Consider the following 12,770-nt stretch of genomic DNA (forward strand, 5'->3'; position numbering starts at 1 on the left):
GAAATGCACCTCCAATTGTTAATTGTGTCTAACAATTGGGGTGCACTTCATGAGTCGGATTTTTATTTATGAAGCTTTATTCTCATTTAGCATAGTTCCATACTGTACAGCTTTATTTGCATTCACTCTACCATTCTTCCAATAAGTTCCTGTTCCGGAGATTTTATCAGATGTGGTTTCAATAATTTGACGAATTTGTACGTTAGTGTAGCCTTGATTTGCTAATAATCCTGCAACTCCTGCAACCTGTGGGGTTGCCATAGATGTACCACTTAATGATCGGTACGTGCTGCCTTTATACGTAGAGTAGATACTTGAACCAGGGGCCGCTACATCTACCCAGCTTCCATAATTTGAAAAATAAGATTTTTGGTCATATTGATCTGTAGATGCAACTGCAATTACTTCATTGTAATAAGCAGGATAATTTGGTCTGGTATTTCCATCATTTCCTGCAGCTGCAATTATCACAGCACCTTTATTCCAAGCATATTGAATAGCTTGTTGTAGTGCAGTTCCTCCATTAGAAGCTCCTAAACTTAAGCTAATGACTTTTGCTCCAGCATCGGCCGATTCTCTGATACCTTTTGCTACAGCATCAAGAGTCCCACTTCCTTGACTATCAAGTACTCGGACTGCATATATAGAGGATTGTGGAGCAACGCCTGCAATTCCAATATTATTGTTTGTAAGAGCACCTGCAATACCCGCACAGTGTGTACCATGACCATTTCCATCATCTGATTGACTATCATTATCTACATAATCGTGGCCGTATATAACTTTAGAGGATAAATCAGGATGATTACCTTGTACACCGGTATCGACAATAGCGATTTTGACAGCGGGAGCACTTCTCTGTGCATCCCATGCCTGAGGTGCTTGAATTTTTAATAGCCCATATTGATTATTAAAATAGGGATCATTAGGAGTCCAAAATGCATGAAAATAATAGTTTGGCTCTGCATATTCTACATCAGGATTATTCTTATAAATTTTTATTTTATCTTTGACAGTACCTTTAGTAAATTTAATAACTTCAAACTTCAAGACATCATCTTTTGATACAACTTCAGCTCCTACTGATTTATGAAATTCTTGATTTTTGCTAAGAGACGTATTGTCTTTAAATTTTACAATAATTTGGTTCGGAACATATTCCTTGGATAAGGATTCTGCATTCGATACAGAGGGGTTATAAAGGATGCAACCAAAAACCAAAGATAACACAAGTAAAAAAACACCAATTTTACTTTTCAATAGAAAATTCCTCCCTATTATTTTATCTTTGTTGATGCACATTTCTTTTCAACTATATAGTTAGGTCAAGCGATGTATGATTGGTTTTGAAATTTCGGAAAATTCCTTCTAATAAAGCGAGCTATTAATGTAGAAGTTGTCCAAAGGGGATTTCAATTACCAAGATGGTATTTTAAAGATAAATTTTAAAAGACATCATGGTTTGGAATTATTTTCATTTCAAAAAGATGTTTGGAAAAGTAAAGGAAGAATGAGAAAGTAACAGTGAACGGTTCACCACAATACAAAGTGAAGAACTCTCGTGGAAATGTATTCTATATCACAACTAGTCCGTATTATGTACAAGTAAAATAAAATAAGCCGGCTCATTGAGTCGGCTCTTTTTTTATTTAAATTCTTCCGCGTATTCTACATGCTTGCATAAGTACATTGAACATTTCCTCGTTATATAGTGGGAAATCGGATAAATTTACATTGTAGCCATCGAATAGCGATTGGCCAACTTTTACGAGCTGCCATGTAGATTCAGTCAATGGGACGAACGAGTAACCTTTTGTTTCTTCCTTTTCATCTTCATCATCATCATACGTATATAAAAAACTTCCAAGTGGAGAGTTAGGTGTGGAATAAACACTCCAATCAAAGCATTTATATATTTCCGGATGTGCTGTTATGTAATAAGCTGCTTCATATTCCGGATTCTGCCCTGGAGAGAAACCTTTTTTCTTCATCAAGGTAATATAATTACGTTCATGTTCCTTATTTACAAAATACATTCTCATATCCCCTCTTATATCGCATATGCCATTTTACATATCCCAAAAATCATCAGCTTTAATCCTCGAATCAAACTCTCTAAGAACCTTCAATATCTTTTGCATCGTTTTTCTTGTAGGCGATCTTTCTGGATTATTCGCTAAATCTCCTACAGTATTTCTTCCAATGCCAGCCTTTCTAACTAGCCATTCTTGTTCGATACCATGTTTATCTAAAAACTTACCTAATTTTGTGCGCTTTTTCCCAAGACCCCACACTTCTTTCACTCCTTAAGAAATCTGTTGTCCCTAGTAATGTCCTATTTTCACTAAAAATAAACCCCTAAAAATGGTGAATATTGAGCAAGCTGTATAGAATACCTTTTACCATACCAAACAAAATGCGATTTACGTTTCCCATCTGATAGCCTTTTAAAACTTCGTCTCACCTATTCCGAATAGAATTCTTCCACAGAATGATACTTCAGACATTATAAGATTACTATTTTCAATGATTCATAGCCGTTTTCATCACTTCTAATCTACAGGGACTATTCTTTCAGAATAAGCAAAGAAGGGTGGTGTTTGACTTTGATATTCGAGTTAGTAAGTTCCGCTGCAGTTGGTGGTGCAATTCTTTTCTCAAAAATGCATCAAAAAGGAGCAACAAATGACGCATCTAAAATCCAAAGAATTTGTGCTAACTGTGGATTGAAAGTAAAAGAAGGGAAAGATACTAAAACAATACAACTACTTCGTAAGACAAGAAATGAGTGGGGAATGGAATATGCATACAGAATTCCTCTTGGACTTAGCTTCTCCGATTTTGAACAAAAGATGCAACATTTAGAAGACGGGTTAAACCATAAAAGCAAGGTTTACGATTTTAAGCTATCAGACTTCAAAACTCTCCGCCTACGAAAAGATATCTTAAAACAAATACAAAACATCATTAACAAGAAAAAATGCATTAGAAAGGAAATAGAGCTGTTTTACGATGGTTTGTTAAAAATACGAGTTTACGAGAAAGGGATACCTGATTTTGTGAAGTTTGAAGAAGAGATGATGAAGCAGTGTAGAGGTTGGGAAGTGCCGATAGGATACACACGAGACGGATTAGTAAAACATGACTTCGATAAAATTGCACACATGATCTCAGCAGGAATGACGGACATGGGGAAATCGAATGTTTTAAAACTCATCATTACATCACTTGTACGTAATCAATCAGAAAATACAAAGTTATTCCTCATTGACCTAAAAGGCGGTCTCTCTTTTAACCGATACCGATTCCTAAACCAAGTCGAATCAATTGCGAAGAATCCAGATGAAGCCCTTGAGACTCTAAGAGTATTGCAAACTAAACTGAATGATAGAAACGAATACTTACTAGAAAAAGGATACGAAGACATAAAAGAGGCAGGTGATCCAGTACGATACTTTGTCATTGTAGATGAAGCTGCTGACATGACACCATACCAGGAGTGCAAGGACATCATAGTGGATATAGGAAGACGCGGCAGGGCAGCGGGGTTTCGCTTGGTATATGCAACTCAATATCCAACAAATGAAGCCTTGCCATCACAGCTCCGGCAAAATATCGGTGCTCGTATCTGCTTTAGGCTACAAACCGAAGCAGGGAGCCGCGCTGTATTGGATGAAGGCGGCGCAGAGTGTCTTCCTAACATAAAGGGTAGAGCTATATATCAAACGAACGAAAAGACAGTCCTACAAACCGTGTACATCGATAACAAGCAGATTGATAACATCATAAAGCCACACATCAATATCAGAGCGAGAAAGGAGCATGAAGATGCAAAAGTTAGCGAGAAAGGAAACAAGAACGGACAATATTCTCTTGAGCTTGAAGAGATTGGGATTTTTGACTAGGAAGCAAATACAATTACTTCATGATTTGGGTGGCGACAGAAATGCTTCACGTGTAATGAAAGAACTTGAAGAATATGTATCTAACTTCCGTTTTGGCGAAAAAATTTACTATCTCAATAAAGAAGGTCGTGAGCGTATCGGTAGTAAGAAGGTCTTGAAACGTTCTAATCAGTTTCGGCACTATATCATGAGAAATGATATCTATATTGCATACGGTTGCCCTGAAACATGGAAACAAGAAGTGAAGATGAATGTTAAAGGTGTCGTTTCAATCATTGCAGATGCTTTATTTAACGATGAAGGAAGATATCACATTGTAGAGATAGATCATGAACAGAAAATGAGTGCAAATCGTGTGAAGATGCAGAAATACAGAAAATTGATTGATTGCAATGTATTTGATAAACCACCTAAATTTACATGGTACACATGCACGGAATACCGTAGGAATCAATTAAAAAAGCTTTGTGAGGGTTTGGATTGCAACATATTTACGGTTACTGATTTCCACTAAAAATAGGGAGTGGTCTATATGACAACTGAGACAATGAGCATCAAAGATTTTATGGATGGTAACTATGGAGCGAAGAAAAAGTGGAGCTTGTTCAAAAAGAAAGCAAAAAAATACGCACCTGTCGCAGTGCGCATTGGTCTTGTGATCGGTAGTGCTATTATATTCAGCCAAATTATAGATATTCCTCATGGATTTGCTGCGGAACCTGGAAATGATGTTAACGAAGTATTTAAGGATGCTCAATCAACAGATGGTAAGTTTAAAAATTATATAGATGGACAATTGTACAATCGTATTGTAAATGCATTTGAACCAGTTATCTTTTTAATCAAAGCAGTGTCTTATCCAATTGCAAGTGTGGTCGCGTTGTGTGGTGGATTGTTTATTATGGTCGGTAGCCAGGAACGGGGATTCTCCCTTATTTCAAGGGCAGGAATCGGCTATATTGTAGTGCAAATGATACCATTATTTATGCGGTTGCTTGTAGAAATAGCAAAAGCAATATAAAAAATTAACAAAAATACCAATTAATTCATTATTACAATTGACTCACGTCAACTTAAAGTGTATAATAAGAGTATAAAGAAAAGGAGGTGAACAAAGTGGATTGGGTAGTAATCTTAGGTTCCATAACAGCATTCGTAACCATTTACTCGCAACTATCTTCCGGAATTAAAAACAGCTTAGACATTTACTACAAAATCAAGGAAGAAAAAGAAAAGAGTCGTTCCCGTCAAGAAACCGACTCAGAGTAGCACCACAGGGGAGGGAAACCTCCCTTGTACCTAAGATTATTATAGCACATTCCACTTTATCTTATGAAAAAAATCATCTTAAGAGACTTACCGGTTGTTATCATTTTGGGAACAATTTTGTATCTGATTGACTATAACAATTTGCGAACCGCAGACTATATTTGCATTGCACTTAGTATACTTGCATTTGCATCAATAATTTTCAATCTGGTAACCGCTTATATTAAGGAGAAGAAAGATGTATAAATTCGAAACCAAAGAAGAGTTGATTCGTTTTATTAATGATGAGATTGTAAATACATCAGAAGCCTTGGATATCTTAGGGTGTTCAAGGCAAAACCTAAACATGATGATAAAAAAAGAAAAAATAAAACCAATCAAAGAAATGGTTCGCGATCGACTGTTTTTTAAAGAGGATGTTTTGAAAAGTAAAGAGAAAATGAAAAAGTAAAAGTCTTGTATTTACAGGGCTTTTTATAATCCTCTCTTTTCAAAGAAGTCACTATGTGTGTGGTGATAAGTGAAAAAAGAAACAGTAGCAATTCTATTTAATCCAGAATTGCCACCATTTCTTCTTCTCTTGTGCAGCTGCTAACATCTTTTTAGTCTCTTGTTGTTCGCGAATCGTCTTCATGAGTAGTTCGTCATGTCTATTTAAACGTTCGCCAAGACGTTCCTCTGCTGATTGTATCCCTTCTTTCATTTGTTGCTGCATTTCTTCTTTAAGCTCTTGTTTAATCTCTTCTATAAGTTCGGATTTCAATTCATCTTTCCAAGCGTTGAAGGCTAGTTTTTTCAGTTCCTCTAAGGCTTTCTCTCGATCATTATCTCTGATAAGAGGTGCAGGAACAGCCCCCGTTCCCCCGTTCCTATCTTCTGAACTGTATTCTTCAGCAATGACTTTAGCAGCCATGGAACGTGTCGTTCCAGCATTCCCAATAAGTGATTGGAACTTTCGTAATGCAATTAAGTCATGTTCCGTGAAAGCTCGATTCTCTCTGTTCTTCCCGTCCTTAACCTTGATGAATTTGTATCCGTTCTTCTCAAGTTCCAAACACCATTTACGTAAATAGCTATCACTTATACCAAGAGTCTCGGCAACTTCCTTTGTCCAATAAGACTTTTCTAATGAGTCACGATCCCCGTTCCACTGTTCCTGGTTCATGTATATCCGTTCCTCCTTTCGTTCCTATTGCAAGATTCTCCCTATGAATCTACAATCCTCCCTAAAAACTTTTGATAAAAAATAAAAAAGACAAGCATTATGCTTATCTCGTTTTTTTATAAATTCATACCTATTCTCGACTTTTCTTTACTTCAAGTACTTGTTTTACAGCATTTCTTACTATTTTTTGTTTTGGTGCAGGTAATGAAGCTACTTTTTCTTCGATTAACATATTTATAACTTCATAAATTTTCATATCTTCAATTGTAGCAAGTGTTGATATTGCTGTGTGTGTTTCTAATAAGACACGGAAAGATTTCGGCAACTCTTTCGTAGTAAGTTTTCTCTTAGGCTTTTCAAAGAGCTTGTCCTCTTCTAGGAAAGTTCGGTCTTGCTTTTCCTTTTCCGTGTCAGTATGATCGCTTTGAATAGTTAAATCTGAACTTTCGGTAATAGGCGTCAAAGTAACTACAAAAGAATTACTCTTATTTTCCACAGGTACCACTCCTATTTAGTTTTTTATCTTAAACTGATAAAACTATTTTTCTTGTTATATAGAGAGGAAGATGTAAATATAGAAATATCCCTTTATAGAAATAGGGATATTTCTATATTTTTTAAATCTCAGTTAAGAGTTTGAATTTCCTTTTCTGCTCAGGTGTTAGCTCGTTTTCTACATAACGATCTATAAGTAAATCGATGATTTCATAAGCAAATTTTGTGTTTGTAAGTTTCATTAATACTTCGAGTTCTTCTTTAGATTGATTAGAAATTTTAATGCTGCCTTGCTGATTTTTAAATTTCTTTTTCGGATCAGTCTTTTCGTTTCTTTTTTCTTTTCGAATTACTTGTTTTTCTTCTGTCTTAGGTTGAGAAGGAGCAGCTGCTACCTCGTTGTTTTCAACCGTAGCTTGTCCTTGCTCTGGTACATAAGGTTCAGTAGGTTCAAAATTACTTTTCTTTCTACCTAACAAACCAGGAGTTCTCGCCATATTACACACCAACCTTCATTTTTTCAAACATATCAATACGAGATAACAATTCATCACTAATCGTTTCGTATAATTCAATTACATTCATATCATGTCTATCTTTTTCAGTAATACCATTCACATCAAATCTTTTAATACGTTCCATTTGAGGGACGATGTTTTTAAATAGGTTCTCTTCACCAAAGATTTCACGAGCGTTTTCCATGATGTATTCATCAACCTTACCATTGTTTTTTAATAAGACAGGAAGAATACCAACTACTTCAATATCAAGGTCATATAGTTCTTTTAGCTTGATAAGTTCATTAACGTAGTTCTCTGCACCAGTAAGAGAACGTTCTTGTGTTTGTAGAGCAATGAGAACATAATCAGAAGCTACAACTGCGTTCTTCGTAACTTCTAGTGACATTGGAGGAACATCGATAAATATGTAATCATACTTATGTTTTATTTTTTCTAGCAATCCTTTAAAGTAATGATCTTCTTCAGCTTCAGAAGAGCAATTTTTATAAAGGAATTTTGCGAAGTCCTGAAAATCAACGTAAGAAGGAAGTAAGTATAAGTTCTCCATAATCTCTACTTCTAAGCCATCTAAGCTTCCCTCTTGTATTCCCTTCATTAATGTTTTTTCTACTGTAACAATGTCATTAGGGTTAAGAATGGATTTTGTTAGCATCAGAGATTTTGTTGCGTTACTTTGTGGATCAAGGTCAACAAGTAATGTGCGCTTGCCTTTTTTTGCAAATTCATAAGAGTTTAATACAGCATTTGTGGTTTTACCGACTCCACCTTTGTAATTACCTACCGTAATTGTAATAGCCATTTTTAACACTCCAGTTATATTATTTGAAATTTCCCTATATCCCTTTATAGAAATAGGGAAAAATAGAAATAGGGAATTAGGGATATTTCTAACTATAGAAATAGGGATATTTCTATATCTTTAAAGAAATTATAACAATGATATTTGGGTTATGCAATAGAATCATAGAGTTAATAATTAATAACAAAAACGTTGATATTAAAAGATTATTTTTGCATCTGAAGCAGATGGTGAAAAGAAAAAAATATGTAATTTCGTAGAGAAGATAGAAGAAACAAAAAAAACAAAAATAGGGAAATTTAGATATAGGGAAAAAGGGAAATATCCCTATATCTATAAGTGGAAATAGGGAAATAGGGAATTAGGGATATTATTTGAAAAGTACGTAATTTCGCTGTTTACAAAGGGTAAAGCTTGTTGTAACGTAGTACACAATAAGCATCATTCTACAAAACAAAACATATTTTGATACTTTACATAAATGAAGATCGATAGAACAACTGAATATGAACAGAAAACAAAAAAGCCACTCCCATATGCTATTGGCGCCAACCGATAGCGGGAATGACTTAGTTCTAGTAATTGCAACCAACACTTACTAGAATGAACTGTATTAACCCACAGTGTTAACGTTTAAGTAGTGTACCACCACTAACCTTAAACAACTATGCCTTTTCACGAGGCTTCTTTGATATACCTATTTTATCTATGATTTGACTAAAATTCAACTAGTAAATGTTTTTATAGTCAAAAAGATATATAGGACATCTCTAAACCTAGAAGTCTTGTGAATGTACAGGCCATTTAGGTATTGGAGATGTCTTTTTGTTTTTTTGTTCGCGTGGAATTGCCTGATACCACGTAAATAAAAACTGATAAGCCGTAATTCCGTGCTGCCATACATTTAGCGGGAACGTGTTACGGCGTGGCTTGCTGTTGGTCGTGCAGGGGGTACAGAGTATACGCCTACAAAAACAGCACCCCTCATTGGAATCCTGTTCTTCTGGTGAGGGAGGGCGAGAACTTGCCCAGGGTCAATTCTCTAAAAGGTTCGGGTGGTTATCGTTAGCATTACGGTGCTAGGGAGTACATTCAGTTTGTCGTGTAGGGACGATATTACAAGGACAAGCCATAGAAAAAGGATGTATGCGGTGAAAATCGCTGAGTGAACAGGGTCTATACATACGGATACCTTATAAGTGACCGCATGGCGAAAACAAAGACGCTTATCCATCTATTTTGACTGATTACTTTTTTGTGATCTTTCAGAATAGGGGATAAATCTGCCTTCCAGCCGTATTCCATAATTGTTCCCACATGATAAAAACCTTTAAGACCTTCAGTCAAGTTCAATTACGAAGATAAGTAGAAAAATATGAGGTTGTTTAAGATCTAGGGAAACTACTTACTAAGATAGAGGAATATATAAGGGGATTATTACTTACTTGGTTAGAGAATAAGGGGATGGATGGTTAGAATACGCCCTGTTTCTGAAATTGGTTTTATCAATCGGATATAGTACGTGAAATTACATATAAAAATTGTATTTTACTAGAGAGAAAACGGAATTTTACTGTTTTGTCAGCGAGGGACAGATGGATTATTATGAAGATGCTCCTTCAAAAAAAGTATTGGTTTACACTAGATCCCTGCATATTGTGTGGGGATTTAATCATAAAGAAAAGACACTTATATAAGTGTCTTTTCTGATTGTTTTTAGCAAGCTTCGCCGAATCCGCCACCCCAACAGCTGCAACCAATGATAATTAGCAGGATGAACAGCACAATTAGTAAAGCAAATCCGCCTCCAAAGCCACCACAGCTTCCACCAAAGCCCATATTAGTTCCTCCTTTTAGTTAAGAGGGAAAACATAGGGATATATATGTGATTTCACGGTTAAGATTTATTTTATGTTGTTTCGATTTGATTGAGCAGGTCCTTTTGAAAAAAGAAAAGACACCCTAAGGTGCCTTCTTCCGACTTGAATCATCTTAATTTTAATAATATGTATTGGACTCCCATCCAACTATCAGTTCCAAGATTGGCGGTATCTCATTTACAGTCCCGTAACTTAATTATCTAATACTATTTATGAGATATTTTATAGCATCAACAATTCCCTGTTGAGAAACCTTATTTTTTTCATCTTTAGGAACTTTAATTCCAATAGCCCTCAAACTTCGTTGTGTTAATTGTTTGTTTTGATGTTTTGTTAAATTAGGAACTATTATAAAATGTTCTCCACCCACACTACCTTTAATTTTTGTATATAAATCTGCAAAATATGCATCATTAAATGAAAAGCCAATGAATACTAGGTATTTACCTGACATAATACCATTTAAGATACCCTTAGTCTTTTCATTTGCATATAACTCTTCATAGTCATCTTTTGTTACAATCATTGTACTTTTTCTATCAGCCATACCATGAAAATGTATAACTTGCTTTTGACCCTCATCAAATTGCTCCTGTAAATCCTCTATATCATTGACTGGTACAGGGGTAATATAACCATCTTTTGCCGTATCTCTATACGAAATTAAAGCATTATCATAATTTGTAGTCAATATAAAATCGGAGGCTAAGTTTATAATATCCTTGATATTATGCTTACTATCATCCACATTATACTTGAGGTCTAATTTTACTTTCGTACTAATTTGTGTTTTTATACGGTCAATATGATTTAAAGTTGGTGAATAATCACGAATATAATCTAAGGCTCCCAGGAAGTCACCGTCGTTAATTAATCCTTCAAATTCTTCCTTATCATCCGATGTAGAAAGGGATTCCCTCATGTTCCAAATTAAACCCGACCAACTAGGTAATCCCAATGGGATTGAGACACCTGCTCCTAAAAATGGAACAAGTTTATTTACCCTTTCTTTTAATAACAAGTAATTTTCCATATAATCTTCTTGTATGTATTTCTTTAAAACTTCCTCTTGTTTAATTTCTACCATTCTCTTAAACTCCTTTTCAAGCTTAAATAGCTCCAATATAGGATGTAATGAGGCCTCACTTATTGATTGTTCGCAAAAATCACAAGGATCATTTAAATTATCGGTGATTTCAACTTCCGCACTTACTAAACATTCATAGGAATAACTTTTTTTTATAAAGTTTTCAGCTGTCAATTGATTAATAAGAAACGTCACTTCTTTTTCATTTAAGTCTAGCCTCTGAAGATCTTGTATTGAAAAAGTTTGTCGATTAACTGTGTTGGCTATACTTTCAAGTTTATTTAAAACATCCTCATATGACATGAGCCATTCTTGTTTAACGATACTGATTAAGTTGTCCAACGACATGTTCTATAAACTCCTTATTGGTTGGTTTTTTTTGTAAAAATACAATTCTAAAAGATGTTTCTTTAGCATAAATTGTAGTTTGAGAAACCGAACAATCCTCTGGTTTAGTATTATTAAAATCTAAAAACCAAGAAATAGACCATTCACTTAAATTGGATGAGTTTTCAAACTCATTATAAAGACTATGAAATAGCTCGGTAGAGGCTACGGGGATTTTAGATCCACCCGATTGTGCGGACCCCCTACTAGCCTTACTAGAAGTGAATTTTATCCTTGTTGGATATCCCTTGAGAACAAGTTTTCTTGCGATTTCCACTATATCATCGGTATCGTATTTTTGATTTATATATGCTGAACACAATAATGAATGTAATTTCTTGCTCAGTGGTTTTGTATTAGATTTTACAAATGCATTATCACCTGGGAATAATTTCTTAAGGATAGCTTGTATACTCTTATTTACTTCTTTCTCTGTAGCTTGGGTAACTTCTTGGTTGATGTTTCCCAATAAACTGTCTAAAAGCTCTGTACATAGCTTATACATGCCTTTCTTGTCAGACTGTGCTTCAATATTTTCTAAAGTAATTAATCGTTCTATAATCATTTTTTTTACATTGATATATAATCGATTAAAAGATTTCACATATTCTTCTTTTTCCTCTTCTTCCTCCTTCTTCTTCTTTTGAGGAGTCTCTTCGCCCTCAATTTCTTTTATATCAGTAATATTTCGTATCAGTGTTAGGCATGTGCCTTTTTCGAAGTTAATATCTATTCCTGCAATAAAATATCCTTTTTTTGTGCCTCTAGGTACCACCTGTACAAATAAAAAGCGGGCTGTTTGGATCTTGTTGTTGCTAGAAGTATAGTCATAACCTGCAATGAATTGCGTTCCCAAGGTGTTTATATTTAACATGTCCATCAAATAATATTGATCTTTACTCATTACTGAAAATAGATCCCTGGGGATTCTTAGTTCGTTATTAAAGCTTTCTTGAATCTTTTTCACTTTTTCTTTAAAAGCTGGCACTTCTAAAAAATTTTCTTTAATATTGAATCTATCAACAAAAACATTTTTCAATCGGCTGTACATGATATGTTCAAAAAATATAGTATTAAGCACTTTTCTATCGCTACGATTGTTTTTAATAACCTGTTCAAAATAATCTCCAAGGTTGCTTTTCGTATCAACATCTATGGGGGAACTTATTTTTTCATTTGCCTTCTTTATAATCGCTGAAGGATCTACAAATTCAATAAACCTGTGTCCATTAAATATATATGTTGGGGTAGCACCAACAAAA

General features: G+C 34.8%; 15 protein-coding genes. 5 read left to right on the plus strand and 10 right to left on the minus strand.

The features are described 5' to 3' along the window. Positions 1 to 66: 66 nt before the first annotated feature. The 3 genes from CN288_RS20380 to CN288_RS20395 all read right to left on the minus strand — a co-directional run bounded on the left by CN288_RS20380 (position 67) and on the right by CN288_RS20395 (position 2,294). Complete coding sequence (locus CN288_RS20380) at positions 67 to 1,260, minus strand: S8 family peptidase (protein WP_098302992.1); 1,194 nt, start codon at positions 1,258 to 1,260, stop codon at positions 67 to 69. Between the two features lie 389 nt (positions 1,261 to 1,649). Continuing rightward, the gene (locus CN288_RS20390; protein WP_098302994.1) at positions 1,650 to 2,036 is read right to left on the minus strand and encodes a hypothetical protein; all 387 of its coding nucleotides are present in this window, start codon (positions 2,034 to 2,036) and stop codon (positions 1,650 to 1,652) included. 33 nt (positions 2,037 to 2,069) lie between these two features. Continuing rightward, on the minus strand, positions 2,070 to 2,294 hold the full coding sequence (locus CN288_RS20395; protein WP_098302995.1) for a helix-turn-helix domain-containing protein: 225 nt from the start codon (positions 2,292 to 2,294) through the stop codon (positions 2,070 to 2,072). Between the two features lie 312 nt (positions 2,295 to 2,606). Here CN288_RS20395 and CN288_RS20400 point away from each other — a divergent pair, with 312 nt between their 5' ends. The 5 genes from CN288_RS20400 (at position 2,607) to CN288_RS20420 (ending at position 5,625) form a co-directional block, all read left to right on the plus strand. Beyond that, complete coding sequence (locus CN288_RS20400) at positions 2,607 to 3,905, plus strand: FtsK/SpoIIIE domain-containing protein (RefSeq protein WP_098302996.1); 1,299 nt, start codon at positions 2,607 to 2,609, stop codon at positions 3,903 to 3,905. Continuing rightward, complete coding sequence (locus CN288_RS20405) at positions 3,874 to 4,419, plus strand: replication-relaxation family protein (protein WP_255260024.1); 546 nt, start codon at positions 3,874 to 3,876, stop codon at positions 4,417 to 4,419. Before CN288_RS20400 ends, CN288_RS20405 begins: the two co-directional genes overlap by 32 nt. 18 nt (positions 4,420 to 4,437) lie before the next feature. Beyond that, positions 4,438 to 4,926: a hypothetical protein gene (locus tag CN288_RS20410; protein WP_098302998.1), complete on the plus strand. Its 489-nt coding sequence runs from the start codon at positions 4,438 to 4,440 to the stop codon at positions 4,924 to 4,926. 95 nt (positions 4,927 to 5,021) lie between these two features. Then, complete coding sequence (locus tag CN288_RS28940; protein ID WP_176527709.1) at positions 5,022 to 5,174, plus strand: hypothetical protein; 153 nt, start codon at positions 5,022 to 5,024, stop codon at positions 5,172 to 5,174. 238 nt (positions 5,175 to 5,412) lie between these two features. Then, complete coding sequence (locus CN288_RS20420; RefSeq protein ID WP_098302999.1) at positions 5,413 to 5,625, plus strand: DNA-binding protein; 213 nt, start codon at positions 5,413 to 5,415, stop codon at positions 5,623 to 5,625. 93 nt (positions 5,626 to 5,718) lie between these two features. Here CN288_RS20420 and CN288_RS20425 read toward each other — a convergent pair whose 3' ends face one another. From CN288_RS20425 to CN288_RS20455, 7 genes are all read right to left on the minus strand, one after another. After that, positions 5,719 to 6,339 (minus strand): DUF3967 domain-containing protein, encoded by a 621-nt coding sequence (locus CN288_RS20425; protein ID WP_098303000.1) that lies wholly within the window; start codon positions 6,337 to 6,339, stop codon positions 5,719 to 5,721. Between the two features lie 130 nt (positions 6,340 to 6,469). After that, complete coding sequence (locus tag CN288_RS20430) at positions 6,470 to 6,793, minus strand: hypothetical protein (protein ID WP_441296568.1); 324 nt, start codon at positions 6,791 to 6,793, stop codon at positions 6,470 to 6,472. Positions 6,794 to 6,956: 163 nt separating this feature from the next. Continuing rightward, entirely contained in the window at positions 6,957 to 7,331 is a 375-nt protein-coding gene (locus tag CN288_RS20435; protein ID WP_098303002.1) for a hypothetical protein, read from the minus strand. 1 nt (position 7,332) lies between these two features. Then, a complete protein-coding gene (locus CN288_RS20440; protein ID WP_098303003.1) occupies positions 7,333 to 8,154 on the minus strand; it encodes a ParA family protein in 822 nt (273 codons plus the stop codon). Between the two features lie 1,716 nt (positions 8,155 to 9,870). Then, positions 9,871 to 9,993: a YjcZ family sporulation protein gene (locus tag CN288_RS20445; protein ID WP_098303004.1), complete on the minus strand. Its 123-nt coding sequence runs from the start codon at positions 9,991 to 9,993 to the stop codon at positions 9,871 to 9,873. A 237-nt stretch (positions 9,994 to 10,230) separates the two neighbouring features. Then, positions 10,231 to 11,469, minus strand: a complete 1,239-nt coding sequence (locus CN288_RS20450) for an SIR2 family protein (protein ID WP_098303005.1) — start codon at positions 11,467 to 11,469, stop codon at positions 10,231 to 10,233. Further along, the coding region (locus CN288_RS20455; RefSeq protein ID WP_441296567.1) for a hypothetical protein at positions 11,438 to 12,770 on the minus strand (1,333 nt) is incomplete at its 5' end. The genes CN288_RS20455 and CN288_RS20450, both read right to left, overlap by 32 nt.

Origin of the sequence: Bacillus sp. AFS023182, assembly GCF_002560575.1 — a bacterium.
In the GTDB taxonomy this organism is placed as follows: domain Bacteria; phylum Bacillota; class Bacilli; order Bacillales; family Bacillaceae_G; genus Bacillus_A; species Bacillus_A arachidis.

What these genes read in the sequence shown, in the direction of transcription:
- CN288_RS20390 (WP_098302994.1), bottom strand. Translation starts at nt 2,036, where the DNA reads ATGTATTTTGTAAATAAGGAACATGAACGTAATTATATTACCTTGATG.
- CN288_RS20410 (WP_098302998.1), top strand. Translation starts at nt 4,438, where the DNA reads ATGACAACTGAGACAATGAGCATCAAAGATTTTATGGATGGTAACTAT.
- CN288_RS20420 (WP_098302999.1), top strand. Translation starts at nt 5,413, where the DNA reads ATGTATAAATTCGAAACCAAAGAAGAGTTGATTCGTTTTATTAATGAT.
- CN288_RS20425 (WP_098303000.1), bottom strand. Translation starts at nt 6,339, where the DNA reads ATGAACCAGGAACAGTGGAACGGGGATCGTGACTCATTAGAAAAGTCT.
- CN288_RS20435 (WP_098303002.1), bottom strand. Translation starts at nt 7,331, where the DNA reads ATGGCGAGAACTCCTGGTTTGTTAGGTAGAAAGAAAAGTAATTTTGAA.
- CN288_RS20440 (WP_098303003.1), bottom strand. Translation starts at nt 8,154, where the DNA reads ATGGCTATTACAATTACGGTAGGTAATTACAAAGGTGGAGTCGGTAAA.
- CN288_RS20445 (WP_098303004.1), bottom strand. Translation starts at nt 9,993, where the DNA reads ATGGGCTTTGGTGGAAGCTGTGGTGGCTTTGGAGGCGGATTTGCTTTA.
- CN288_RS20450 (WP_098303005.1), bottom strand. Translation starts at nt 11,469, where the DNA reads ATGTCGTTGGACAACTTAATCAGTATCGTTAAACAAGAATGGCTCATG.